Raw genomic sequence first — 25,614 nt, forward strand, 5'->3', positions numbered from 1 at the left:
AAATGAAATGGCCAGATTCAGAGAACAGCATGCAAACAGCCACCATCGCCTTCGACCCCTTCAACCGTCTCTCCGACGAGGCCTGCCATGAGCGCATCCGTATCGCCCGGGCCAAGCTCGGCAAGCGGGCCGTCATCCTCTGCCATCACTACCAGCGCGCCGACGTCTATCAATACGCCGACCTGACCGGCGATTCGCTCAAGCTGTCGCGCCTGGCCTCGCAGACCGATTCGGAATTCGTCATCTTCTGCGGCGTGCACTTTATGGCCGAAGTCGCCGACATCATGACCGCCCCGCACCAGAAAGCCATCCTGCCTGACCTCGCGGCTGGCTGCTCGATGGCCGACATGGCCAACCTGGCCAAGGTCGAGCGCTGCTGGCGCGAACTCAACGAGGTGCTCAACGCCGAAGAAGAAGTCACCCCCGTCACCTACATCAACTCGGCTGCTGATTTGAAAGCCTTCTGCGGCGAACACGGCGGCATCGTATGCACCTCATCGAACGCCGGCACCATTGCCAAATGGGCCTTCGAGCGTCGCCCCAAAGTGCTGTTCTTCCCCGACCAGCACCTCGGTCGGTGGACCGGCCACAACATGGGCATCGCCATGGACGAAATGGTCGTCTGGGACCCCGATCTCGAACTCGGCGGCCTGACGCCGGCCCAGATCAAGAAGGCCAAAATCCTCCTTTGGAAAGGCCATTGCTCGGTGCACCAGATGTTCCAGAAATCGCACATCGACGCCTTCCGCGCCAAGTACCCGGAAGGCAAGGTCATCGCCCACCCCGAATGCAACTTCGAAGTCTGCGCCGCTTCCGATTACGTCGGCTCGACCGAACACATCGTCAAGACCATCAAGGAAGCGCCGGAAGGCACGCGCTGGCTGGTCGGCACCGAACTGAACCTGGTCGACCGCCTGGCCAAGGAGGTTTTGCCGCAGAACAAGATCGTCCAGTTCATGGCGACCACCATCTGCATGTGCTCGACCATGCAGCGCATCGACCCGCAGCACTTGGCGTGGACGCTGGAAAATCTGGTCGACGGCAAAGTGGTCAACCAGATTTCCGTGCCGGCCCACGAAGCGACGCTGGCCAAACTGGCCCTCGACCGCATGCTGGCGATCTCCTGAACCCATGACCCAGCCCGCGCTGCACATCACCACCTACAACATCCACAAGGGCTTTTCGCAATTCAATCGGCGGATGATGGTGCATGAACTACGCGAGCGCCTGCGCGGTCTGAACCCGGACATCGTGTTTTTGCAGGAAGTCCAGGGGCTGCACCTCGGCCATGCCGAGAACCACGACGACTGGCCCGACTCGCCGCAGCACGAGTTCCTCGCCGAAGACGTCTGGGCGGCCTCGGCCTACGGTCGCAACATGCTCTACGACCACGGCCACCACGGCAACGCCATCCTCTCGCGTTTCCCCATCCTGCATACCCACAACCAGGACGTTACCCACCTGCAGTTCGAGAAACGCGGCATGCTGCATTGCCGGATCGAACTGCCGGAAGGCCCGGCCGCGCATTGCGTCTGCGTGCACCTGTCGCTGTTCGGCTATTCGCGGCGCAAGCAGATGGCGGCGCTGGCCGATTACCTCGACAGCCTGGCCGAACCGAATGCACCGCTCATCGTCGCCGGCGACTTCAATGACTGGCGCAACCGGGTTGGCGAAAACCTGACGCGCCGCCTCGGCCTGCAAGAGGTGTTCAGCGGCCCGGCCGGCAAGCCGGTGTGCAGCTTTCCGGCCGCCATGCCGATGTTCCGCCTCGACCGCATCTACGTGCGCGGCTTCGACGTCAAGCGTACCGAAGTCCATCACGGCATGCCGTGGTCGGCCATTTCCGATCACGCCGCGCTGTCGGCTCACCTGACCCGGCATGGCCGCTGAGTTTGTGCCGGGAAACCGGCTCACTCTGCTCAACTCGGGCGAAGATTATTTTCCCGCGCTGCTCGCCGCCATCGACGCGGCCGAAGTCGAGATCTACCTTGAAAGCTACATCTTCGCCGACGACGTAATTGGTCATCAGGTGGCCAACGCCCTGTGCCGGGCGGCCGAGCGCGGCGTCCAGGTCAATGTCACGGTCGACGGCTTCGGGGCACGCAATTTCAAATTCGACTTCTTTTCCCGGTTGACCGTGGCAGGTGTCCGCGCCATGTTCTACCGGCCCGAAATCGGCCGCTTCCACTTCAAGCGCCACCGCTTGCGCCGCCTCCACCGCAAGCTGGTCGTCATCGACGCACGCGTCGCCTTCGTCGGCGGCATCAACGTCATCGACGACAACAACGCGCCGTTCGACATGCGCCCGCACTACGACTACGCCGTGCGCGTCGAAGGGCCGGTCCTCCGCCAGGTGCATCACGCCGTGCGCCGGATGTGGGAAACCGTGTCGTGGGTCAATTTCAAGCGACGTTTCCGCCTCGCCCCGGTGGCCGATCCCTGCTGCGCGGCCGCCGGCGACCAGAACGCGGCTTTCCTGATCCGCGACAACATCCGGCACCGCAATGACATCCTGCACGCCTATCTCGACGCCATCGACAACGCCAAACACGACATCCTGATCGCCAACGCCTACTTCCTGCCCGGCCTGCGCTTCGGCCGCGCGCTCTATGCTGCGGCCCAGCGCGGCGTGCGCATCACCGTGCTACTGCAAGGCAAGAGCGACCACCAGCTATTCCGCTACGCCACCCAGACCCTGTACGCCACCGCACTGGCCGCCGGCATCCGCATCTTCGAGTATGAAAAGAGTTTCATGCACGCCAAGGTCGCCGTCATCGACGGCGAGTGGGCCACCGTCGGCTCATCGAACATCGACCCCTTCAGCCTGCTCCTGGCCAAGGAAGCCAATCTCGTCGTGCGCGACGCCGGGTTTGCCGGCGAACTCGAAGCCAGCCTCCGGAGTGCCATGGCCATCGGCGCCCGCGAACTGCTCGCCGAAGAACTGTCGCGCCAGCCCATCCACTCGCGCTTTCTGCGCTGGCTGGCCTACGGGCTGGTCCGCGCCATGGTCGGCATCGCCGGCTACAGCCAGCGCCACTGGCAGAGCGAGGAAACTAAGCCAGAGGAACGATGATCGCCGGTTGCCGCGGAATCGCGGCGAACGACCAGTTCGCCAGCCCCCAGGCCCAGACCTCAGCCACCGTCGCCCGGGCCAGTTCGGCCGGCACGGCCTGACCGAGAAAATCCAAGGCCCGAACCAGCTCGGCCGCCGCGATCTCACTCGCCAAAGGGCGGGCCAGCGTCTGCTTTGACAGCTTCTCGCCAGCCGCATTGGCCGCCACCGGCAGATGGGCGTAGCTCGGCGTGGCAAAACCCAGACAGCGTTGCAGCCAGATCTGGCGCGGCGTCGAAGCGAGCAGATCGGCGCCGCGCACGACTTGCGAAATTTGCTGAAAATCGTCATCGACCGTGACCGCCAGTTGGTAGGCGAACAAGCCATCGGCCCGACGCAGCACGAAGTCGCCGACGTCGCTTTCGAGATGCTGGGCGACGCGTCCCTGCAGGCGATCAACGAAGGCGATTTCGTCATCATTGACGCGTAACCGCCAGGCCCGAGCCTCCCGCCCCGCCGGCAAGCCGGCCCGACAAGTACCGGGATAGGCCAGCCCGCCATCCACCGCCGGGCGCGTTGCCGAATCGGCAATTTCCTTGCGCGAGCAGGCGCAGCCGTAGGCCAGACCGGAGCGCCGCAATTGCGCCAGCGCAGACGCGTAAGCCTCGAATCGGCTGCTCTGATACAACACCGGCCCATCCCATTCAAAGCCGAAAGCCGCCAGCGTTTTCAGGATGGCATCGGCCGCCCCCGCCACGTTGCGCGGCGTATCGACATCCTCCATGCGCACCAGCCATTCGCCACCCTGCGTGCGGGCATCGAGGTAGCTGCCAACGGCGGCAACCAGTGAGCCGAAGTGCAGCGGGCCGGTGGGCGATGGGGCGAAACGGCCGCGATAGGGGTTGGTGGACACGATTTTGAGCGATGGCAGGAGCGAATCCGGTTAGCGACTATACCAAGCCATTGGCCAAGGATTGAAGCGCTTGGCTTTTCCGCAGGGAATCTTCGGGCCGCCCTGCTTGTCCGAAAGGAGACCGTCCGGTAAAAGCAAACAATCGATTCACCAAGGCCCCCATGGACCACAACATTCCCCTGATCACCACGCTCGCTGCCGGCTTCGGCATCGCCCTGATCCTCGGCTTTGCCGCCGAACGCATGAAGATTCCCGCACTGGTCGGCTATCTCGCCGCCGGCATCCTGATCGGCCCGACCACGCCGGGCTTTGTCGCCGACATGAGTATCGCCGCCCAGCTCTCCGAAATCGGCGTGATGCTGCTCATGTTCGGCGTCGGCCTGCATTTTTCGCTGGGCGACCTCATGGCTGTCAAGCGCATCGCCGTCCCCGGCGCCGTCGTCCAGATGGCCTGCGCCACCCTGCTCGGCATGGCCGTGGCCTGGGGCTGGGGCTGGGAATGGGGGCATGGCCTGCTCTTCGGCCTCTCGCTGTCCTGCGCCAGCACCGTCGTGCTGCTCAAGGCGCTGGAGGCTAGGGGGGTTCTCGACAGCATGAACGGCCGGATCGCGGTCGGCTGGCTGATCGTCGAAGATCTGGCCACGGTGCTCGTCCTCGTCCTGTTGCCGCCGCTGGCCGGCATTCTCGGCGGCAACGCGTCGGCCACCGTTGGCGACCAGGCACTGTGGATCACCATCGCCCGGACGCTACTCGAGGTCTGTGCCTTCATCGGCCTCATGATGCTCGTCGGCCGCAAGCTCATCCCCTGGCTGCTCTGGCACATCGCCGCCACCGGCTCGCGCGAGCTGTTCACGCTGTCCGTCGTTGCCGCCGCCATCGGCATCGCCTACGGCGCGGCCCAGTTGTTCAGCGTGTCGTTTGCACTCGGCGCCTTCTTCGCCGGCATGGTCATGCGCGAATCCGAGTTCAGCCATCGCGCCGCCGAAGAATCCCTGCCCCTGCGCGATGCATTCTCCGTGCTCTTCTTCGTCTCGGTCGGCATGCTCTTCCAGCCATCGATCCTGGTCGACAAGCCCTGGCAGGTTCTCGGCGTCGTCGCCATCATCATGGTCGGCAAAACGCTGGCCGCCATGGGGCTGGTGCTCGCCCTCAGATACCCGCTCAACACGGCGCTGACCGTCGCCGCCAGCCTCGCCCAGATCGGCGAGTTTTCCTTCATTCTGGCCGGGCTGGGCCAGGCCCTCGGCCTGATGAGCAGCGAAGGGATGAGCCTCATCCTCGCCGGCGCACTGTGCTCGATTGCCCTCAACCCGTTGATGTTCTCGGCCATCGAGCCGCTGCGCCGCTGGGTTCTCGACAAATCCGCTGTCGCCCGCGAACTCGAACAACGCGGCGACCCCTACGCCGAACTGCCGATGAGCACCGAGCGCAAGTTTCTCGAAAAGCAGGTGGTGCTGGTCGGTTTCGGCCGGGTCGGGCACCGGATAGCCGAGGCGCTGGATCGCCAGGGGGTTCCCTACGTGGTCGCCGAGCAGAACCGCGAACTGGTCGAAAGCCTGCGCAACAAAGGCGTTGCCGCCGTCTCGGGCGACGCCAGCGAGCCTTCCGTCCTGATCCAGGCCCATATCGCCGACGCGGCCATGCTGGTCATCGCCAGCCCCGACCCGATCAATGTTCGGCAGATGGTCGACACGGCACGGACCCTCAATCCGGACATCGAAATTGTCCTGCGCACCCACAGCGAGGCGGAGTCGGAAATGCTGCGCAAAGACAATCTGGGCACTGTTTTTTATGGCGAGGAAGAATTGGCCAAAGGCATGACCGGCCACGTCCTGGAGCGCTTTTCCCGGCAGCTGGAGCCGGCCTGAGCTGTTTCCAATACGCCACGCATCGGGAAACTTTTTCCACCCCTTAGCACTCATAGGCAGCGAGTGCTAATATATAGATGTAAATGAAGGAGAACATTACGCTATGACCCATGCCCTGACACTTCCCATCCCGTCAGCAATCGGCAACATCGACGCCTACATCCAGGTGGCGAACCGTTATCCGATGCTGGCCGAGGCCGAGGAAATCCGGCTGGCCGAGCGTTTCCACAACGAAGGCGATGTGGAAGCGGCGCGTCAGCTCGTGCTTTCGCACCTTCGCCTCGTCATCTCCATTGCCCGCGGTTACCTCGGCTATGGCCTGCCGCATGCCGACCTGATCCAAGAAGGCAATATCGGCCTCATGAAGGCCGTCAAGCGCTTCGACCCGACGCGTGGCGTCCGTCTGGTGTCGTTTGCCATGCACTGGATCAAGGCCGAGATTCACGAGTACATCCTGAAGAACTGGCGTCTGGTCAAGGTGGCCACCACCAAGGCCCAGCGCAAGCTGTTCTTCAACCTGCGCAGCCTGAAGAGCGATTACGAAGGCGTCGATACACTGAACGGCACGCAAGCAGCTGAAGTCGCAGCGCGTCTGGGCGTTAAGCAGGACGAAGTCGTCGAGATGGAAACCCGCCTCTCGGGCCGCGACATCGCGCTCGAAGGCAATCCTGACGACGGCGACGAGGCCTTTGCGCCGATCGATTACCTGGCCGACTCGCGCTACGAACCGACCCGCGTTCTCGAAAACAAGGCCGTCGCCCGCCTGCACGACGAAGGTCTGCACGAAGCGCTGGCCGCGCTCGACCCGCGCAGTCGCCGCATCGTTGAAGCCCGCTGGCTGCCGGAAGGCGAAGCCGCCACGCTGCACGACCTGGCCGCCGAGTTCGATGTTTCGGCCGAGCGGATTCGCCAGATCGAAGTCAAGGCCCTGCAGAAAATGCGCGGCGTGCTGGCTGAGGCCTGAAAGACGGCATAGCACATTTCATTTTTGGCCGCTTTTTCGGGTTGACCGTAGCAATCAGCGACGAAACTGAAAAGACCGGCCAGACAGCAAAAAAGGGAGCCTCGGCTCCCTTTTTCGCTATTGATTGCTGCTTCAGTTCTTTTTCTTGCCCTTGGCGGTTTTCCCTTCAGCCAGATCGCCCTTGAAATCGTTTTCGACGAGCGGCGGCGCATCGACCTGCGGTACGTGGCATTGCGTGCAGTTGTGGCGCAGCGACGAGGTGGTCGGCAGGACCTTGCCGTCACGATCACGGAAATGGCTGTCGCCGATCTTCGGCGCTTTTTTCTTCTTGTAGGTATCGGCGCTGTGGCAGGTCAGGCACTGGTTTTCTTCGAGGGTGATTTCGTCGAAATTCTCGACGGCGTGCGGAATGACCGGTGGCTGGTCGCGGTAGGTGCGCGCCACTTTTTCCTGGCCGCCCGGTTTGCCGCCCAGGTATTTCTTGGCTTCCGGCGCCTGATCGGCAGCACTCACGTCCGCCCCCCGCATCGGCTTGGGTGAGTCCTGGGCCAGCGCGAGCGGACCGGAAAGCGCCCAGCAAGCAGCGGCTGCCAGAATGGCAAATCTCGTCTTCAGCGTTGTTTTCATGATGGGCGCTCCTCCTCTTGAACTCGATAATCAGCGGGCTTCCGACTGCGTCACCGCAGGCTGGGCAGTGGAAACCGGGTTATTGAACCGTACCCCGAAGGTAAAGACCTCCTTCGAGCAGACATCAATGCAACGACCGCAATTGGTGCAGTTCGGACTCAGAATGACCGGGCCGACGCCCTTGCCTTCACCCTTCAGCGCCGGCCGGATGACCTGCGGTTCGGGGCAGACTTCGAAACAGTCCATGCAGTCGTTGCAGGCGGCCCGCGCCGGCGCCGAAACCCGGACCGGACTCCACCGGCCGATCAGGCTGTAAAAGGCGCCGACCGGGCAAAGCCGGCCACACCAGCCGCGACTGGTCACGAACAGATCGAACAGGAAAACGACAAGGACCACGGTCCACGCCATTCCCATGCCGAAAATCAGGCCTCGATGCAGCATGGAAACCGGATTGATCAGCTCCCAGAGCACAACGCCGGTCAGCGCCGAGCCGACGAGGGTCATGCCGAGTATCCAGTAGCGCGTACTGCGGCTCAATTGCGAGCTGCCCTTGATGCCAAGACGGCCACGCAACCAGCCGGCCGCATCGGTAACGATATTGACCGGACAGACCCAGCTGCAATAAACCCGCCCGCCAACCAGCAGATAAAACACCAGCACGATGGCCAGGCCGACCAGACCGAGGGTTTCCGGCAAATGCCCGGTGACCATCGATTGCAGGGCAACGTAGGGATCGGTCAGCGGCAGGAAGCCCAGCGTGTAGCTGTAAGCCAGATTGCCCTTGACGATCCACTGGCCAAACCACGGCCCAGCCAGGAACAAGGCGAGAATGGAAAACTGCGAAATGCGGCGCAGAATCAGCCATTTGTGGGCCCGCAGCCAGCCTTTTTCGGCCACCGCTTCGGCCCCGGTACGTTTACCCTGGACGGCGCTCATGGCTTGCCCCCCAGTCCGGGTGGCAAGCTCGGGATGGCGCCCGCTTCGCTGCCGGGCATGCCGCGCAAGGACTCGGTGTGACCGCTGGCCGGATCGTAGTGACCGGGCAGAACGGCGCCCTCCGGCAGGCGGTCGGGCAGGTCCATCATTTTCGATTCGTCGATCAGCGACTGGCCGGCCTTCGATTTTTCGTCCCAGCCGATACGGTAGTGCTTGCCGAGCTCGCCCTTGGCCAGCTTGGGCGGCAGGACGCGAATCGCCGCCTCTTCGAGGACACAGGATTTCTCGCACTTGCCGCAACCGGTGCAGTGCTCGGAATGCACCGTCGGCAGGAACATGGCGTGACGACCGGTGCGCGTGTTGGGCACCATGTCGAGCGTGATCGCCTTGTCGATGACCGGGCAGACGCGATAACAGACGTCGCAGCGCAGGCCGAGGAAATTGAGGCAGGTTTCGTGGTCGATCAGTACTGCGACGCCCATCTTCGCCTTGTTGATGTCGGTCAGGCTGTGATCCAGCGCGCCGGTCGGGCAGGCCTTGATGCACGGAATGTCGTCGCACATCTCGCACGGGATGTTGCGTGCATTGAAAAACGGCGTCCCAGTCGCCACCGGTGTTTCCGGCTTGGCCAGTTCGAGCGTGTTGTACGGGCAGTCGCGCACGCACATGCCGCAACGGATGCAGGCGCCGAGGAAATCATCTTCCGGCAGGGCGCCGGGCGGGCGCAGGGCAAGCGCCGGCAAGGCCTTCGATTGCTTGGCGTACAAACCAAGCCCGAGGCCGAGCATGCCCACGCCACACACCATCTTGGCCGAGTCGAAAATGAACTGGCGGCGGGCTGCCGCGCTTTTTGGGGTCTTTTCTGTCATCGCTTTCATCACTTGTTCAGTTCAGCCGGCACGGGTGGGCCCCGCTCCCACCCGTTCGGCACTCCCTGATTGCTCTTCCGGTCAGTCCCTCAGGCCTTGACCACCTTGCACGCGCACTTCTTGTAATCAGTCTCTTTCGAAATCGGACAGGTTGCATCCAGCGTCAGCTTGTTCACCAGACGATGTTCGTCGAAGAAGGGCACGAAAACCAGCCCGAGCGGCGGTTTGTTGCGGCCGCGCGTTTCGACCCGCAACTGGATTTCGCCACGCCGGGTCGCCACCTTGACCACGTCGTTACGGGCCAGACTACGCTTCTTGGCATCTTCCGGGTGCATGTAGATCACGGCATCGGGCATCGCCTTGTAGAGCTCCGGCACGCGCCGGGTCATCGAGCCGGTGTGCCAGTGTTCGAGCACGCGGCCGGTGCATAGCCACAGGTCGTATTCGGCATCGGGCATTTCGGCCGCCGGCTGATAGGGCAGCGCGAAGGCAATGGCCTTGCCGTCCGGGTAACCGTAGAAACGCACGCCCTCGCCCTTCGGCACATAGGTGTCGTAACCCTCGCGGAAGCGCCACAGTGTTTCCTTGCCATCGACCACCGGCCAGCGCAGGCCGCGCGCCTTGTGGTAGACGTCGAAGTTGGCCAGATCGTGCGCCTTGCCACGACCGAACGAGGCGTATTCCTCGAACAGGCCTTTCTGCACGTAGAAGCCGAAGGCCTTGGACTCGTCGTTCATGTAGTCCTTGATGCCGTGGGCGTTAACCTTGGCGACTTCGTCCAGCCCGAACTTGTTGACCTGGCCGTTGGCGAATAGCACGTCGTACATGGTCTTGCCCTTGTACTCCGGGTTCTTGTCGAGCAACTCGGCCGGCCAGACTTCTTCGATCTTGAAGCGCTTGGAAAACTCGAGGTACTGCCACAGGTCGGACTTGCCCTCGCCCGGCGCCTTGACCTGCTGGCGCCACATCTGGCCACGCCGCTCGGCGTTGCCGTACATACCTTCCTTTTCCATCCACATGGCGCAAGGCAGGATGAGGTCGGAGGCCATGGCCGAGACGGTCGGGTAGACATCGGAGACGACGACGAAAGCCTTGGGATTGCGCCAACCCGGATAGATTTCGTCATTGACGTTCGGCCCGGCCTGCATGTTGTTGGTCGTCGACGTCCAGTAGAAGCCGAGCTTGCCGTCCTTCAGGGCGCGGCTCTGGGCCACGGCATGCAGGCCGATCCACTCGGGAATGGTCCCGGCCGGCAGCTTCCAGAGCTTTTCCGACAGCTCGCGGTGCTTGGGATTCATGACCACCATGTCGGCCGGCAGGCGATGGGCGAAGGTGCCCACTTCGCGCGCCGTTCCGCAGGCGGACGGCTGGCCGGTCAGTGAGAACGGCCCGTTGCCCGGCTCGGAAATCTTGCCGACCAAGAGGTGCACGTTGTAGATCATGTTGTTCACCCAGGTGCCGCGGGTGTGCTGGTTGAAGCCCATGGTCCAGTAGGAAACAACCTTGACCTTCGGGTCAGCGTAGGCCTTGGCCAGCGCTTCGAGATTCTCTTTCGGCACGCCAGAAATCTCGTGCGCCTTGTCCAGCGTGTATTCGGAGACGAAGGCGGCGAACTCGTCGAAAGTCATCGGCGTCGAGTTGTTCGGGTTGCCCTTCGGCTTGCCTTCTTCGCCCGGGTAGCCGTTGTTCATGGCCACCTTTTCGAGCGGGTGGTTCGGGCGCAGGCCATAGCCGATGTCAGTCACGCCCTTGGCGAACTTGACGTGTTTGGCGACGAATTCCTTGTTCACCGCACCGGTCTGGATGATGTGGTTGCAGATGTAGTTGAGGATGGCCAGATCGGACTGCGGCTTGAAGATCAGCGTGTTGTCGGCCAGCTCGCAGGAGCGATGGTTGAAGGTGGACAACACATGCACCTTGACGTGCTTGGCGCTGAGTCGGCGGTCGGTGATGCGCGACCACAGGATCGGGTGCATCTCGGCCATGTTCGACCCCCACAGCGCGAAAACGTCGGCGTGCTCGGCGTCGTCATAGCAACCCATCGGCTCGTCGATGCCGAAGGTGCGCATGAAGCCGGCAACGGCCGAGGCCATGCAGTGGCGGGCATTGGGATCGAGGTTGTTGGTACGGAAGCCGGCCTTCATGAGCTTGGCGGCGGCGTAGCCTTCCCACACCGTCCACTGGCCGGAGCCGAACATGGCGATATTGCGCGGTCCGCCTTCCTTGAGCGCGGCCTTGCACTTCTCCTCCATGATGTCGAAAGCCTGCGTCCAGGTGATCGGCTTGAAGTCGCCGTTCTTGTCGTACTTGCCGTCCTTCATGCGCAGCATCGGCGACATGAGGCGGTCTTTACCGTATTGAATCTTCGAGAGGAAATAGCCCTTGATGCAGTTCAGGCCGCGATTGACCGGGGCATCCGGGTCGCCCTGGGTGGCCACGATGCGCCCTTCCTTGACGCCGACCAGCACGCCGCAACCGGTTCCGCAGTAGCGGCAGACGCCCTTGTCCCAGCGCACGCCATCGCCCTTGCCCGCCTGCTGCGCCATGACGGCGTTCGGCACGCTGATGCCGGCGACGGTAGCGGCCGCCGCGACTGCGTTGCTCTTGATGAAATCACGCCGGGTAAGTTTCACTTCGATCATCTCAGGCCTCCTCATCTGGATCGGATTCGTACTGGTGATAAACCAGCGAGGCCGAGATCACTCCCGGCATCTGGCGTATCGCCTCAAAGATATTGCTGGTGTTGTCTTCGTCGCCGGATTCGATCGTCACGATCATCCGGCCATCTTCGCCAACCGCATGGACCTCGACCCCCTCGAGTTCGCGCAGGCTCTTGCTGAGCATCGCCGTGTCGGCGGGCAAAACGCCGAGAATGACGCTGGAAATATTGATGCCGGAGGAAACTTTCATGTCCATGCCACGCCCCATCGGTTAAGTGTCAGCTCGGGCAATCTACGCCCATAAGACGACGCTTCTTTAGCGCAGATCAAATCGGGGAAATACCCCTAAACTTCTTGGTGGAATGTTGACGGCGATCAAATGCCGCACCAGCCAAGGCAGCCGGACCATTCATTTGCGACGCGACGGCACCCGGCCCCAGCTTCAATGGCGGCCCCGGAGAATGCTAGGATTGCGCTCGCCCCCCCCAACTGCAGACCTTGAGGAAACACACCTTGAAACGCTTCATGATGCTCTGCCTTGCCGCACTCGCGTCGGCAAGCGCCGCCGCCCAGACGGCCGGTTTCCTGTGCTGCAACATGCGCACCGATGGCGCGTGGATCAGTGACATCAACTATGTTGGTCAAGGCAAGACGATGATTCCTGCCGGAACGCCTTTGACCATGAACGGTTACGGCAAGAACCGTGTCCATGTCGTGATCAATGGACGCAAGCAGGACATCGGCAACGATTACAGCCGCAGCATTTCGCTCGAAACGTTTGCCCGGCGTTACGTCGTTGTCCAGGATCCGCTCGAGAGACTCAACACCTATCCCCGGAATATTCAGGAAGCCATTGGCACCGCCCGCCTGACCAAGGGCATGACCCGCGAGCAGGTCATCATGGCGGTCGGTTACCCGGTCAGCGACGAGAATCCCGATCTGGAAAGCAAGACCTGGCGTTTCTGGCTGAGTAGCCGGGGCGAATTCAAAGCAATTTTCGATGACGCTGGCCGGCTCACCAGGATCGAGGCCAATGCGGAGATCCGCCCCCTGGTCGTCGCCGAGTAATCGGCGCCGGCCGGCCTAGATATCCGCTTGCAGGGCCGGCAGCACGGCCCGTGCATTGGCAGCCGTCTGCGCCACCAGCGCAGGCAGCGAGATTCCGCGCAATTCGGCCAGCACCTCGGCGATGCGCGGCAACTCGGCCGGCGCGTTGCGGCCGCCGTTGAGCCAGGCCGGCGGAATGTCGGGCGCATCAGTTTCGAGGACAATCGATTCGAGCGGCAGCGTGCGGGCCAGTTCGCGGATGCGCGTCGAGCCGCTGAAAGTCATCGCCCCGCCGAAGCCGAGCGCGAAGCCGAGTTTGATGAATTCATCGGCCTGCTGCCGACTGCCGTTGAAGGCATGGGCGATGCCGCCGCGCACGCCGATCCGGCGCAACTGTTTGAGCACCGGGTCGATGGCCCGGCGGACGTGGAGCAGTACCGGCAAATCAAACTCGCGAGCCAGCTTCAGTTGTTCGATGAAAAAGTGGGTCTGACGCTCGATGTCGAGGCCGCTTACGTAGAAATCCAGCCCGATCTCGCCGACGGCAACCGGCGGCGCCTGCTGGAGCCAGTCGCGCAGCCGGGACAGGTCTTCCGGGCTGGACTGGTCGACGTAAAGCGGATGGATACCGTAAGCCTCAAGGCAGCCAGGGTAGTCGGCAATTTTCGATTTTGGCCGAAATTTCCGGTTGACCGTGACACCCGGCACCACGATCCGCCCCACCCCCGCCGCCGTCGCGGCGGCATACACCGCGTCCCGATCAGCATCGAATTCAGCCGCATCGAGATGGCAGTGGGTGTCGATCAGCATTTCAGAAAGGGGAAATCCGGTTCGGGCTGGGCGCCGCTCATCAGGTCGGCCAGAGCGGCCGCCGAGCCGCAGGCCATCGTCCAGCCCAGCGTGCCGTGGCCGGTGTTGAGCCACAGGTTGCCATAACGCGTCTGGCCGATGATCGGCACGTTCGACGGCGTCGCCGGGCGCAGGCCGCACCAGAACTCGGGCTCGCCGAGCGTTTTGAGTTCGGGGAAAAGCTGGCGGGTGCGCGTGATCAGCGCCTGGCAACGGACCGGATTGAGATCGAGGTTGTAGCCGTTGAATTCGGCCGTACCGGCGATGCGCAGGCGGTTGCCGAGGCGGGAAAAGACCAGCTTGCACTCGTCGTCGGTGACGCTAACCATCGGCGCCACGCTATCTTCAGCCAGCGTCAGCGTCGCCGAATAACCCTTGGCCGGATAGATCGGCAGGCGGATGCCGAGCGGCTTGAGCAATTGTGGCGAGTAGCTGCTCAACGCGACAACGTAGGCGTCCGCCGTCAGCAACTCAGCGCCGTTCTTGCCCTGGGCGACAACGCCGGCGATCTGGCTGCCGCCGGCAGCAATGCGTTCGATAGCCGTGCCGAAGCGAAAATCGACGCCAAGCGCCGTCGCCCGCTCGGCCAGGGCACAGGTAAATTTCTTGGCGTCGCCGGTTTCGTCGGAGCGCGTATAGTCGCCGCCGACCAGCAGCGCCTTGGCGCCGGCCAGCGCCGGTTCTATTTCCAGGCATTTTTCGGCGTCGACCGTGAGACGATCGAGCCCGAACTGGCGCATCAACTGCGCCGCCTCGACCGCCGCCGAAAACTCCTGACGATCGGTATAAATGTGCAGAATGCCGCGCTCGAGGTGGTCGTACTCCAGCGCCAATTCCTGGCGCAGCGCCTGCAGGCGGCTACGGCTGTACAACGCCATCGCGACAATCGCCGCAATGTTGCGCCGGGTCCGCCCGGGCAGGCATTCGCCGAGGAAGCGCAGACCCCATTCCAGTTGCGCCGGATCGGCCCGCCAGCGCCAGAGCAAGGGCGCATCTTCGCGGCCCAGCCATTTCACCAGATGGGTCAGAACATGCGGATTGGCCCACGGCTCGGCGTGAGAAACCGAAATCTGCCCGCCATTGGCAAAGCTTGTTTCATCTGCGGCCGCCGGCTGACGGTCGATGACCGTCACCTGATGCCCGGCACGGGCGAGATACCACGCGCTCGTTGTACCGACAACGCCCGCCCCCAGCACGAGGACCCTCAAGTGTCGCCTCCCCTTTCACGGGTAATACGGGTGACTTCCGGGATGTGTCGCATGCCGCGCATGACCGCCGCCAGATGGTTGCGATGGGCGACCTGAATGGTGAAACGCAGCGAGGTAAACAGGCGTTCCGGGTCGGCGTCCATCGAAACATGCTCGATATTCGACCCAGCCTCGGCAATGGCCGACGCCACCTGGGCCAGCACACCGCGCGCATTCTTGACCTCGACGTTGATGCGGATTTCGAACAGCTTGCCTTCTTCCGGCTCCCATTCGACATCGATCCATTTCTGCGGCTCGGTCGACCGCGACTTGCGGATGGCCTGGCAATCATGCGTGTGAATGATCAGGCCGCTGCCCTTGCGGATCGAGCCGATGATCGGATCACCGGGAATCGGCTGGCAGCAGCGCGCCAGCTGGATGGCCATGCCTTCGGTGCCGTGGATGGCCAGCGCCATGCCGCTCGGCACCTCGTTGGTCATGTCTTCGCGGGCCAGCAGGCGGCGGGCAACGACCGAAGGCAGACGCTTGCCGAGGCCGATTTCGGTATAGACCTCTTCGATATTCTTCTGGCCACCAGCCTTGACCATCTGATCCCAGGCCGCCGTCGGGATCGAAATCGGCACGACACCGAGCGACAGCAGCTCCTGGCGCAGCAGGCGCTCGCCGAGGCGGGCCGATTCCTCGTTCTGCATGGTGCGCAGGAAATGGCGGATCTTGCTGCGTGCCCGGCCCGTCTTCACATAGGTCAGCCACACCGGGTTGGGGCTGGCCTGCGGCGAGGTGATGATCTCGACCAGGTCGCCATTGCGCAGATCGGTGCGCAGCGGTGCCAGCTCGTGATTGACGCGAGCCGCCGAGCAGTGGTGGCCGACGTCGGTGTGCACTGCGTAGGCGAAGTCGACCACCGTCGCGCCGCGTGGCATGGCCATGATCTTGCCCTTGGGTGTGAAGACGTAGACTTCGTCCGGGAAGAGATCGATCTTGACGTTTTCGAAGAACTCGGCCGAATCGCTGGTCTGCATCTCGAGCAGCGACTGCAGCCACTTGTGCGTCTTGATCTGCAGATCGGCACTGGACTCGTCCATGTCCTTGTACAGCCAGTGCGCCGCGACGCCTTCCTGCGCGACGTTGTGCATTTCGCGCGTGCGGATTTGCACTTCGACCGGCGTGCCATAGGGCCCGATGAGCGTTGTGTGCAGCGACTGATAGCCATTGGCCTTGGGAATCGCGATGTAGTCCTTGAACTTGCCAGGCACCGGCTTGAACAGGCTGTGCAGCGCGCCGAGCGCCAGATAGCAGGTCGGCACGTTGTCGACAACGACGCGGAAGCCGTAGATGTCGAGCACCTGCGAAAACGACAGGTGCTTGTCCTTCATCTTGCGGAAAATCGAGTACAGGCTCTTCTCGCGACCGAACACCTCGGCCTTGAGGCCGGCATGCGCCAGCTTGTCGTTGATGCCGTCGAGAATCCGGGTCAGCAGTTCCTTGCGATTGCCATGCGCCGTAGTCAGCGCCTTGGTCAGCACCTCGGCGCGATGCGGGTGGATGAGCCGGAACGAGGTGTCCTGCAACTCGCGGTAAAGTTTGTTGAGGCCGAGCCGCAAGGCGATCGGGGCGTAGATTTCCAGCGTTTCGCGGGCGATGCGGGCACGCTTGTCGGCGCGCATGGCCGACATCGTCGCCAGATTGTGCTGGCGGTCGGCGAGCTTGATGAGCACGACGCGCAAATCGCGCGCCATGGCCATCAGCATCTTGCGGAAATTCTCGGCCTGCGCCTCCTGGTAGGAGGCAAATTCCATCTTGTCGAGCTTGGACAGGCCATCGACCAGCTCGGCGACTTCCTTGCCGAATTTCTCGGCAAGCTCGTGCTTGGTGGTCCCCGTATCTTCGAGCACATCGTGGAGCAGCGCCGCGGCAATCGCGTCGACATCCATGCGCCACTCGACGACGGCGCCGGCGACAGCCAGCGGATGCGTGATGTAGGCCTCGCCCGACATGCGCCGCTGACTGGCGTGCGCCTTGGCTGCGTAAGCGTACGCCGCCTTGATTTTCTCTAGTTCAGCCGGGGAAAGGTAATCGAGACTATCGAGGAAAACCCGGTAGGCGGGTTCCTCATCAAAAGGCGGCAGAGGCGACGGCACGGAACCCATCAGTCTTCACCGCCCCTGCTTTCAGGACTGGCCGCGGTTAAGCACTTCCAGACCGATCTTGCCGGCGCCCATTTCCTTGAGCGCGACAACGGTCGGCTTGTGTTTTTCGCCGTCGACCAGCGGGGTCGCGCCATTGGCCAGCTGACGGGCGCGATGGGCGGCTGCCAGGGTCATCATGAAGCGATTGGGAATTCTTTTCAGACAGTCATCAACGGTAACGCGAGCCATGGGAACCTCAAAAATCAGATCATTCTTTGAAACAGGGCGGCGTGTCGGGCACGCTGAGCCCCAAAACTCAGGCGGGAGGCGCGTACAACCGCACGCAAATCATCCAGAGCCTGAGCCAACTGGTCGTTAATAATAACATAGTCGAATTCCCCGACATGGCGCATTTCGGCCTGCGCAGCGGCCAAACGGCGGGAAATGACGTCAGCACTGTCGGTGCCGCGGCCGGTCAGGCGGCGGGTCAATTCTTCCATCGACGGCGGCAGAATGAAGACACCGATCGCCTGCGGGAACAAGGCCCGCACCTGCTGCGCGCCCTGCCAGTCGATCTCGAGCAGGACATCCCGATCAGCCGCCAATTCGTCGGCGATCCATTTCTTCGAGGTGCCGTAGAAATTGCCGTGCACTTCGGCCCACTCGAGGAATTCCTGGCGGGCGATCATCGCCTGGAATTCGGTGGCGTCGACGAAATGATATTCGCGCCCGTTTTCCTCACCCGGGCGCGGCGCCCGCGTCGTGTAGGAAATGGAGAGCTGGACGGTTTTCTCCTGCTCGAGCAGCAGGCGAACCAGCGTCGTCTTGCCGGCACCGGACGGTGCAGCCACTACATAAAGATTTCCGGCCATGGGACACCTCAGAAAAACGCCCGCCGCTGCGGGATTACCAACTTGCTACGGTCAACTGGAAAAAACGGCCAAAATTGAAATTGGCCTGCGCCGTCCGCAGGTCAATCCGCTACTCCCGATTTATTCCAGGTTCTGAATCTGCTCGCGCATTTGCTCGATAAGCAGCTTGAGTTCCATCGATGCCTGCGAAACCTCGGTAATCGCCGACTTCGAGCCCAGCGTATTGGCTTCGCGGTTGAGTTCCTGCATGAGGAAATCGAGGCGTTTTCCGCAGGCGCCGCCCTGCTTGAGCACACGCTCGACTTCATCGAGATGGGTGGTCAAACGTGCCAGCTCTTCGGCCACATCGATACGCGTCGCGAAGACGGCCACTTCCTGCAGGACGCGGTCGTCGCTGGCGCCGCCGAGCGCTTCGGTCAGGCGCTGGCGCAGCTTTTCGGTGTAGATGGCCTGCGCTTCGGGAATGCGCGGGGCGACGCGGCGAACGATGTCGCGCATGGCATTGACGCGGTCGATGATCGTTTCGGCCAGCTTGTCACCTTCGCGGCCGCGGGTTGCCGTGAAATCGACCAGCGCGTCGCGCGCCAGGGCCATAACTTCAGGACTCAGCTCAGCGAAGTCGACGTTTTGTTCGCCGAACATGCCGGGCCAGCGCAGGGTTTCGTTGACCGACAGCGGCGTCGCCTCGGGCATTTCGCCGCGCACACGCTCGTTGAGCGACTTCAGCGTGGCCAGCAGCTCACCGTTAATTTTGAGCTGGTCGGCCTTGGCGGCCGCCGCATTGAAGGAGAGACGGCACTCAACCTTGCCGCGATTGATGCGGGCGGCGAGCAATTCGCGCAGCGGAATTTCCAGCGCGCGGAGGTCTTCGGCAACGCGGAAATGAAAATCGAGATAGCGTGAATTGACGCTTTTTAGCTCGAGTTGCAGCGTTCCGTGCTCTAAATCACGTGTTTTAACGGCATAACCGGTCATACTACAAATCATTATCGGGAATCCCTTGCTTTACAGTCCGGACAACACGCCCGAAAATGCCTGAAATTGCATCATAACCGCGAGCTCCATGGCGCAACAAGCCAATCAGCCGTTACCGAACGGCCACCTGCTAGAAGAGTACACAATAGACCGCCAGCTTTCGCTCGGCGGCTTTTCTATTGTCTATTTGGCGACTGATCAGGCCGGGCGACAGGTCGCGATCAAGGAATACCTGCCCAACAGCCTGGCCCTGCGCACGCGCGGGGATATCAACCCGGTCATTACGGCCGAACACCTGGGCGCCTTTCGCTACGGCATGAAGTGCTTCTTCGAGGAAGGCCGCGCCCTGGCCCGCCTGTCGCACCCCAACGTGATCCGCGTTTTGAACTTTTTTCGCGCCAACGATACGGTTTATATGGTCATGGAGTACGAACACGGCCGGACGCTGCAGGAATTCATCCAGAAACATCAGGGGCACATTTCCGAGCGCTTCATGCGCGGGGTGTTCACCCGCATGCTCAACGGCCTGCGCGAAGTGCATTCGAACAAGCTGCTGCATCTCGACCTCAAGCCGTCGAACATTTATTTGCGTGGCGACAACACGCCGGTCCTCATCGACTTCGGCGCCGCCCGCCAGACCTTGATTACCGATCAGCCCATCCTCAAGCCGATGTACACCCCCGGCTTCGCCTCGCCCGAGCACTACGGTTCGCGCAAGGATCTAGGGCCATGGAGCGACATCTACAGCGTCGGCGCCTCGATGTATGCCTGCCTGGCCGGCAGCGCACCGCAAGCCGCCGATGCGCGCATGAAGAAGGACACCCTGGCGCCGGCCATGATGCGCTGGGACGGCCAGTTCTCGGACCGCCTGCTTGAGATCATCGACTGGTGCCTCAACCTCAACCATCTTTACCGTCCGCAAAGCGTTTTTGCCCTGCAAAAGGCGCTCGTCGAGACCGTCACCCCACCCCGCCCGAAGCCGTCACCGAGCTGGATTGGCCGCTTCGTCGATAAACTCAGGAAGCCGATGCAATGAGATTCACCATTTATCAGGAAAGCCGTCAGGGTGGCCGCGCCAACAACGAGGACCGGACGACCTATTGCTACTCGCGCGATGCCCTGTTGATGGTCGTTGCCGATGGTATGGGTGGGCATCACTACGGTGAAATCGCCGCCCAGATTGCGGTTCAGACGCTGGCCGATGCATTCCAGCGCGAAGCGCGCCCGGTGCTCGGCGACCCCTTCCGCTTTCTGCAAAAGGGCATGACCAACGCCCACCACGCCATTCTCGACTACACCGCCCGCCATCGCCTCAAGGACACGCCGCGCACCACCTGCGTCGCCTGCATCGTCCAGGACAACGTCGCCTACTGGGCGCATGCCGGCGATTCGCGGCTCTATCTGATCCGCGAAGGCAAGGTCATCACCCAGACCAAGGATCATTCGCGCATCCGCCTGCTCGTCGAGGAAGGCATGATCACCGAAGCGCAGGCCGTCTTTCATCCGGACCGCAACAAGATCTACAGCTGCCTGGGCAGCCCGCATCCGCCGGAAATCGAGTTTTCGCGCAAGACGCCGCTCGCTCATGGCGACGTCGTCCTGCTTGCCACGGATGGCCTGTGGGGCGAAATGTCCGGCGAGATGATGGCTGTCGCGCTGAAGGGCTCCAACCTGCTGCAAGTCGTGCCGATGCTGCTCAATCAGGCCGAACTCAAGGGCGGCGCCCACGGCGACAACCTGTCCGTCGTCGCCGTGCGCTGGGAGGACGCCTACGTCGAAACGGCGAGCAGCGCCATTTCGACCCAGACAATGACCCAGGACGAAGTCACCACGCGCCTCGACGAATTCGGCCGCAACCCGGCCTACAAGAGCGACCTCAGCGACGACGAAATCGAGCTGGCGATCGAGGAAATCCGCTCCGCCATCGACAAATACACCCCGAAAAAATGAGGAACACCATGCGCCCCAGCCAACGCCAGCCGGATCAACTCCGCACCGTCAAGATCACCCGCAATTTCACGCGCCATGCCGAAGGCTCGGTGCTCATCGAAATGGGCGACACCCGCGTGCTGTGCACGGCCAGCGTCGAAGAAAACCTGCCGCCGTTTCTGCGCGGCAAGGGGCAGGGCTGGGTCACCGCCGAGTACGGCATGCTGCCGCGCGCCACGCACACCCGCTCGTCGCGCGAAGCGGCCAAGGGCAAGCAGACCGGTCGGACGCAGGAAATCCAGCGCCTGATCGGCCGCAGCCTGCGCGCCGTGACCGACCTCAAGGCCCTCGGCGAACGCCAGATCACGCTCGACTGCGACGTCCTGCAGGCCGACGGCGGCACCCGCTGCGCCTCGATCACCGGCGCCTGGGTGGCGCTTTATGAAGCCTGCGAAGGACTGGTCAAGGCTGGCAAGCTGCCGGCCAACCCGGTGCGCGACCACGTTGCCGCCATTTCGGTCGGCATCTACAAGGGCGCCCCGGTTCTCGATCTCGATTATCCGGAAGATTCGGACTGCGATACCGACATGAACGTCGTGATGACCGGCGCTGGCGGCATCGTCGAAATCCAGGGCACAGCGGAGGGCGAGCCATTCACTCGCGAGCAGATGAGCATGCTCGTCGACCTCGCCACCATGGGCATCCGTCAGCTCACCGCCGCCCAGCAAAGCGCCCTGGCTGAGTGAGAGTTACGGCATGAAAAAGCTCGTCCTCGCCTCGAACAACGCAAAAAAAATGAAGGAGCTCAACTCGCTGCTGGCACCGCTTGGCTTCGAAGTCATTCCGCAAGGCCAGTTGGGCATTCCGGAAGCCGAAGAGCCGCATTGCACCTTTGTTGAAAACGCCCTGGCCAAGGCTCGCCATGCCGCTGAAGCCTCCGGTTTACCGGCGCTGGCTGACGACTCCGGCCTGTGCGTCGCCGCCCTCGGCGGCGCGCCCGGCGTCTATTCGGCCCGCTATGCCGGCGAGCCGAAATCGGATGCGCGCAACAACGAAAAACTGCTCGCCGACCTCGCCGGACAAACCGACCGCCGGGCCCATTTCGCCTGCGTTCTTGTCCTCGTTCGTTCAGCCAACGATCCGCAGCCGATCATCGCCGAAGGCGAGTGGCACGGCACCATTCTTGAAGCCCAGCGCGGCGCCGACGGCTTCGGCTACGACCCGCTGTTCTACGTGCCGACGCACTGCCAGACGGCGGCCGAACTCGACGGTGCAATCAAGAACCAGCTATCGCATCGCGGCCAGGCCATGCAGAAACTGATTGCCCGCCTGCCGACGCTGTAAACCGTGGCCCGCACAATTCCCATTTTTAGCCAAAATTTCCGGTCGACCGTAGCACCGCTCGAATTCCGCGTTTCCCCACCCTTGGCGCTCTACGTCCATGTGCCATGGTGCGTACAGAAGTGCCCGTATTGCGATTTCAACTCGCATGAGGCGAACGGGATGATTCCTGAGCGCGAATACGTCGATGCGCTGATCGCCGACCTGCAATCCACCCTGCCTTTGATCTGGGGCAGGCCCGTAGTCAGCGTTTTCTTCGGCGGCGGCACGCCCAGCCTGCTCTCGCCGGCCGCCATCGACGAACTGATCGCCGCCTTCCGGGCGCTGGCCATGCTGGCGCCGGACGCCGAGATCACGCTCGAAGCCAATCCGGGCACCGTCGAGGCCGAGAAGTTTGCCGGCTTCCGCGCGGCCGGCGTCAATCGCCTGTCGCTCGGCATCCAGAGCTTCAACGACGATCATCTGAAAGCCCTCGGCCGCATCCACGGCGCCGCCGAAGCCAAGCGGGCCGCGCAACTTGCCGGCGAGCATTTCGACTCGTTCAATCTCGACCTGATGTACGGTCTGCCCGGCCAAACGCATGAGCAAGCGCTCGCTGACGTCGAAACGGCGCTGAGCTTTTCGCCTTCGCATCTCTCCTGTTACCAACTGACCCTCGAGCCGAACACCCGCTTCGCCGCCTTCCCGCCCGAACTACCGGAAGGAGACATCTGCGCCGACATGCAAGAGAGCATCGAGGCCCGGCTGGCTGCTGCCGGCTACGCCAATTACGAAACCTCGGCCTTCGCCCAGCGCGGCAAGCAGTGCAAACACAACCTCAATTACTGGTATTTCGGCGACTACCTCGGCATCGGCGCCGGGGCCCATTCGAAATTGACTTTGCACGACCGCGTCCTGCGCCAGATGCGCTGGAAACACCCGAAGGCTTACCTCGACAATATCCGCAGCGGCAATGCCGTGCAGGAAGACACCCAGGTTGAGGCCAAGAGCCTGCCTTTCGAATTCATGATGAACGCGCTGCGTCTGGCCGACGGCTTTCATCCATCGTTATACGAAGCGCGCACTGCCCAGCCGATGATCGGTATCCAGTCGGAACTGAAGGCGGCCGAGGCCGACGGACTTCTCGTCGTCGGCCCGGAAAAGATTGCGCCGACCGCGAAGGGTCGGCGCTTTTTGAACGTCCTGCTCGAACGTTTTCTTTAGCTGAACAAGCCGCCTTTTTTCAGCATATCCAGGCCTTGAGCCAGCAGATCGCCGCCTTCGGGAACCTGGCCATTCGGGGTCAGCTTGTCGACTACTTGTGGCAGTAGATCGGCCAGACCGCCCGACGCTTGCTCCGCCGACATACCCAGTTGCGCAGCAATGTCCTGCAGCTTGCCACCGCCAAGGACAGCCTGAATCTGTTCGGCCGAAATCGGCAGATTCTGGCCGGTTGAAACCCATGAATTGACAATATTGCCCAGCCCCCCCTGCTGGAAGGACTGGACCAGCCCACCCAGACCGCCCGACTGCGGGTTGTTGATCAGCTGCATGACGATATTCAGCAGCGGGCTTTCGCCACCGGATTGCCCACCCGCCAATGCACCAACGACCGAATCAAGAAGACCCATGATTTTCTCTCCACAAGGAATTAGGTTAGGCCATCCTAATCCATCGGCATGACACCGATTGTGAATATTTGCGAAAGGCTGCTTGTTAGGCAGCCAGCTTCTTCTGCGCCGCCGACGCCTCTTCGCGCACCCGCTTGGCCTCGTCGAGCAGGTAGCGCTGGTAGTCCTCCAGATCGCCGTCGAACGGCGCGACACCGCCCTTGGAAACTAGCCAGAATTCGTCGCAGACCGAACGGAGCAAGGCGCGGTCGTGGCTGACCAGCATGACGGTGCCTTCGAACTCGTTGAGGGCAACGGCGAGTGCTTCGCGGGTGTTGAGGTCGAGGTGGTTGGTCGGTTCGTCGAGCAGCAGCAGGTTCGGGCGCTGCCAGACGATCATGCATAGCACCAGCCGGGCCTTTTCGCCGCCGCTCATGGTGCCGACGGCCTGCTTGACCATTTCGCCGCCGAAATTGAAAGTGCCGAGGAAATTGCGCAATTCCTGCTCACGGCCCGGCACGTTGCTGCGGCCGTTGGCAATCGCCTCCTTGGCCAGGCGGACCATGTGTTCGAGCGGCGTGTCCTGCGGGCGCAGCACGTCGAGTTCCTGCTGGGCGAAGTAGCCGATGTTGAGGCCCTTGCCCTCGGTCAGGTCGCCGCTGATCGCCGCCAATTCGCAAGCGATGGTCTTGACCAGCGTGGACTTGCCCTGGCCGTTGGCGCCAAGGATGCCGATGCGCTGGCCGGCCATCACCGAGCGGTTGATGCCGCGCACGATAACCGTTGGCGGCGTGCCGGCCGGCGCCTCTTCGGCCGGCGGATAGCCGATGGTGACGTCCATCATCGAGAGCATCGGGTTGGGCAGGTTCTGCGGTTCCTGGAACTCGAAGGTGAACTCGGCATCGGCCAGCACCGGCGCGATCTTTTCCATGCGGTCGAGCGCCTTGACCCGGCTCTGGGCCTGCTTGGCCTTGCTGGCCTTGGCCTTGAAGCGGTTGATGAAGGATTGAAGGTGGGCAATCTTCTCGGCCTGCTTGGCCATCGTTGCCTGCTGGAGCAGCATCTGCTCGGCACGCATATCCTCGAACTTGCTGTAATTGCCGCCGTAGCGGACCAGTTTGGCGTTGTCGATGTGCAACGTGACGCCGGTGATGGCGTCGAGGAATTCGCGGTCGTGGCTGATCATGACCAGCGTACCCTGATAGCGCTTGAGCCACGCCTCCAGCCAGACGAGAGCATCCAAGTCCAAGTGGTTGGTCGGTTCGTCGAGGAGCAGGATGTCGGACGGGCACATCAAGGCGCGGGCCAGTTGCAGGCGCATGCGCCAGCCGCCGGAGAAGCTGTTGACCGGGTTGTGCAGTTCGGAAACCTTGAAACCGAGACCGAGAATGAGCGACTGGGCGCGCGCTTCGGCATCGTGCTCGCCGGCGTCGTTGAGCGCCATGTAGGCTTCGGCCATGCGCATGCCGTCGTCGCTGGCTTCGGCGTCGTGCACCTCGTTGCGGGCGGCGAGCAGCCTGGTGTCACCGTCGATGACGAAGTCGGTGGCCGATTGCTCGGTTTCCGGCATGTCCTGCGCCACCTGGCCCATCTGCCATTGCTTGGGAATCGAATAATCGCCGCCATCCTCATGCAGCGTGCCGTTGAGCAGCGCGAACAACGTCGATTTGCCAGCACCGTTACGCCCGACCAGGCCGACCTTCTCACCGGGATTGATGGTGACGGAGGTCTTGTCGAGCAGCACTTTCGAGCTGCGGCGCAGGGTGACGTTCTTGAGGATGATCAT

At 62.5% G+C, this 25,614-nt stretch carries 25 protein-coding genes; 11 read left to right on the forward strand and 14 right to left on the reverse strand.

Features of this window, described 5'->3' with window-relative positions; all coding sequences use genetic code 11:
• Positions 1–29: 29 nt before the first annotated feature.
• The 3 genes from nadA to clsB are packed head-to-tail and all read left to right on the forward strand — an operon-like array spanning position 30 to position 3,073.
• Positions 30–1,127, forward strand: a complete 1,098-nt coding sequence (gene nadA / locus KI610_RS18080) for a quinolinate synthase NadA (RefSeq protein WP_226496335.1) — start codon at positions 30–32, stop codon at positions 1,125–1,127.
• A gap of 4 nt (positions 1,128–1,131) precedes the next feature.
• The gene (locus tag KI610_RS18085; RefSeq protein WP_226496336.1) at positions 1,132–1,890 is read left to right on the forward strand and encodes an endonuclease/exonuclease/phosphatase family protein; all 759 of its coding nucleotides are present in this window, start codon (positions 1,132–1,134) and stop codon (positions 1,888–1,890) included.
• On the forward strand, positions 1,880–3,073 hold the full coding sequence (gene clsB, locus KI610_RS18090; protein WP_226496337.1) for a cardiolipin synthase ClsB: 1,194 nt from the start codon (positions 1,880–1,882) through the stop codon (positions 3,071–3,073). Before KI610_RS18085 ends, clsB begins: the two co-directional genes overlap by 11 nt.
• Here the strand turns inward: clsB and gluQRS are convergent.
• Positions 3,054–3,965 (reverse strand): tRNA glutamyl-Q(34) synthetase GluQRS, encoded by a 912-nt coding sequence (gluQRS, locus tag KI610_RS18095; protein ID WP_404827426.1) that lies wholly within the window; start codon positions 3,963–3,965, stop codon positions 3,054–3,056. The genes clsB and gluQRS overlap by 20 nt on opposite strands.
• 161 nt (positions 3,966–4,126) lie before the next feature.
• Here gluQRS and ybaL point away from each other — a divergent pair, with 161 nt between their 5' ends.
• Complete coding sequence (ybaL, locus tag KI610_RS18100; protein WP_226496338.1) at positions 4,127–5,833, forward strand: YbaL family putative K(+) efflux transporter; 1,707 nt, start codon at positions 4,127–4,129, stop codon at positions 5,831–5,833.
• Between the two features lie 103 nt (positions 5,834–5,936).
• The gene (gene rpoH / locus KI610_RS18105; RefSeq protein WP_226402464.1) at positions 5,937–6,797 is read left to right on the forward strand and encodes an RNA polymerase sigma factor RpoH; all 861 of its coding nucleotides are present in this window, start codon (positions 5,937–5,939) and stop codon (positions 6,795–6,797) included.
• A 132-nt stretch (positions 6,798–6,929) separates the two neighbouring features.
• Here the strand turns inward: rpoH and KI610_RS18110 are convergent, their stop codons facing one another.
• From KI610_RS18110 to KI610_RS18130, 5 genes are all read right to left on the reverse strand, one after another.
• Positions 6,930–7,424 carry a nitrate reductase cytochrome c-type subunit gene (locus tag KI610_RS18110; protein ID WP_226496339.1) on the reverse strand — a complete coding sequence of 165 codons (495 nt, stop codon included), beginning with the start codon at positions 7,422–7,424 and terminating at the stop codon, positions 6,930–6,932.
• Between the two features lie 30 nt (positions 7,425–7,454).
• Positions 7,455–8,360 (reverse strand): quinol dehydrogenase ferredoxin subunit NapH, encoded by a 906-nt coding sequence (gene napH, locus KI610_RS18115; RefSeq protein ID WP_226496340.1) that lies wholly within the window; start codon positions 8,358–8,360, stop codon positions 7,455–7,457.
• Positions 8,357–9,238, reverse strand: coding sequence for a ferredoxin-type protein NapG (gene napG / locus KI610_RS18120; RefSeq protein WP_404827427.1), 882 nt, complete (start codon positions 9,236–9,238; stop codon positions 8,357–8,359). Before napG ends, napH begins: the two co-directional genes overlap by 4 nt.
• 80 nt (positions 9,239–9,318) lie before the next feature.
• Positions 9,319–11,871: a nitrate reductase catalytic subunit NapA gene (gene napA / locus KI610_RS18125; RefSeq protein WP_404827428.1), complete on the reverse strand. Its 2,553-nt coding sequence runs from the start codon at positions 11,869–11,871 to the stop codon at positions 9,319–9,321.
• A 1-nt stretch (position 11,872) separates the two neighbouring features.
• Positions 11,873–12,145 carry a chaperone NapD gene (locus KI610_RS18130; protein ID WP_226496341.1) on the reverse strand — a complete coding sequence of 91 codons (273 nt, stop codon included), beginning with the start codon at positions 12,143–12,145 and terminating at the stop codon, positions 11,873–11,875.
• Between the two features lie 257 nt (positions 12,146–12,402).
• On the opposite strand from KI610_RS18130, the gene KI610_RS18135 reads away from it, so the two are divergent.
• Positions 12,403–12,957 carry a hypothetical protein gene (locus tag KI610_RS18135; RefSeq protein WP_226496342.1) on the forward strand — a complete coding sequence of 185 codons (555 nt, stop codon included), beginning with the start codon at positions 12,403–12,405 and terminating at the stop codon, positions 12,955–12,957.
• Positions 12,958–12,972: 15 nt separating this feature from the next.
• Here the strand turns inward: KI610_RS18135 and KI610_RS18140 are convergent, their stop codons facing one another.
• The 6 genes from KI610_RS18140 to KI610_RS18165 all read right to left on the reverse strand — a co-directional run bounded on the left by KI610_RS18140 (position 12,973) and on the right by KI610_RS18165 (position 18,981).
• Complete coding sequence (locus KI610_RS18140; protein WP_226496343.1) at positions 12,973–13,746, reverse strand: TatD family hydrolase; 774 nt, start codon at positions 13,744–13,746, stop codon at positions 12,973–12,975.
• Positions 13,740–14,993 carry a D-amino acid dehydrogenase gene (locus KI610_RS18145; protein ID WP_226496344.1) on the reverse strand — a complete coding sequence of 418 codons (1,254 nt, stop codon included), beginning with the start codon at positions 14,991–14,993 and terminating at the stop codon, positions 13,740–13,742. Before KI610_RS18145 ends, KI610_RS18140 begins: the two co-directional genes overlap by 7 nt.
• The gene (locus tag KI610_RS18150; RefSeq protein ID WP_226496345.1) at positions 14,990–17,143 is read right to left on the reverse strand and encodes a RelA/SpoT family protein; all 2,154 of its coding nucleotides are present in this window, start codon (positions 17,141–17,143) and stop codon (positions 14,990–14,992) included. The genes KI610_RS18145 and KI610_RS18150 overlap by 4 nt, the downstream gene beginning before the upstream one ends.
• A 21-nt stretch (positions 17,144–17,164) precedes the next feature.
• Complete coding sequence (rpoZ, locus tag KI610_RS18155) at positions 17,165–17,371, reverse strand: DNA-directed RNA polymerase subunit omega (protein ID WP_226402481.1); 207 nt, start codon at positions 17,369–17,371, stop codon at positions 17,165–17,167.
• 14 nt (positions 17,372–17,385) lie between these two features.
• Positions 17,386–17,994, reverse strand: coding sequence for a guanylate kinase (gene gmk / locus KI610_RS18160; protein WP_226496346.1), 609 nt, complete (start codon positions 17,992–17,994; stop codon positions 17,386–17,388).
• Between the two features lie 120 nt (positions 17,995–18,114).
• Positions 18,115–18,981 (reverse strand): YicC/YloC family endoribonuclease, encoded by an 867-nt coding sequence (locus KI610_RS18165; RefSeq protein ID WP_226496347.1) that lies wholly within the window; start codon positions 18,979–18,981, stop codon positions 18,115–18,117.
• 76 nt (positions 18,982–19,057) lie between these two features.
• Here KI610_RS18165 and KI610_RS18170 point away from each other — a divergent pair, with 76 nt between their 5' ends.
• The 5 genes from KI610_RS18170 to hemW are packed head-to-tail and all read left to right on the forward strand — an operon-like array spanning position 19,058 to position 23,442.
• Complete coding sequence (locus tag KI610_RS18170) at positions 19,058–20,005, forward strand: serine/threonine protein kinase (protein ID WP_226496348.1); 948 nt, start codon at positions 19,058–19,060, stop codon at positions 20,003–20,005.
• Positions 20,002–20,919 carry a PP2C family protein-serine/threonine phosphatase gene (locus KI610_RS18175; RefSeq protein ID WP_226496349.1) on the forward strand — a complete coding sequence of 306 codons (918 nt, stop codon included), beginning with the start codon at positions 20,002–20,004 and terminating at the stop codon, positions 20,917–20,919. Before KI610_RS18170 ends, KI610_RS18175 begins: the two co-directional genes overlap by 4 nt.
• Positions 20,920–20,927: 8 nt before the next feature.
• Positions 20,928–21,644 carry a ribonuclease PH gene (gene rph, locus KI610_RS18180; RefSeq protein WP_226496350.1) on the forward strand — a complete coding sequence of 239 codons (717 nt, stop codon included), beginning with the start codon at positions 20,928–20,930 and terminating at the stop codon, positions 21,642–21,644.
• A gap of 10 nt (positions 21,645–21,654) precedes the next feature.
• Entirely contained in the window at positions 21,655–22,242 is a 588-nt protein-coding gene (gene rdgB / locus KI610_RS18185) for an RdgB/HAM1 family non-canonical purine NTP pyrophosphatase (protein WP_226496351.1), read from the forward strand.
• Positions 22,243–22,245: 3 nt separating this feature from the next.
• Complete coding sequence (hemW, locus tag KI610_RS18190; protein WP_404827429.1) at positions 22,246–23,442, forward strand: radical SAM family heme chaperone HemW; 1,197 nt, start codon at positions 22,246–22,248, stop codon at positions 23,440–23,442.
• On the opposite strand, the gene KI610_RS18195 is transcribed toward hemW, so the two are convergent.
• The gene (locus KI610_RS18195; RefSeq protein WP_226496352.1) at positions 23,439–23,849 is read right to left on the reverse strand and encodes a YidB family protein; all 411 of its coding nucleotides are present in this window, start codon (positions 23,847–23,849) and stop codon (positions 23,439–23,441) included. The two genes, hemW and KI610_RS18195, sit on opposite strands and share 4 nt — an antisense overlap.
• Before the next feature lie 85 nt (positions 23,850–23,934).
• On the reverse strand, positions 23,935–25,614 hold the full coding sequence (locus KI610_RS18200) for an ABC-F family ATP-binding cassette domain-containing protein (RefSeq protein WP_226496353.1): 1,680 nt from the start codon (positions 25,612–25,614) through the stop codon (positions 23,935–23,937).

Origin of the sequence: Ferribacterium limneticum, assembly GCF_020510565.1 — a bacterium.
Classification (GTDB): Bacteria; Pseudomonadota; Gammaproteobacteria; order Burkholderiales; family Rhodocyclaceae; genus Azonexus; species Azonexus limneticus_B.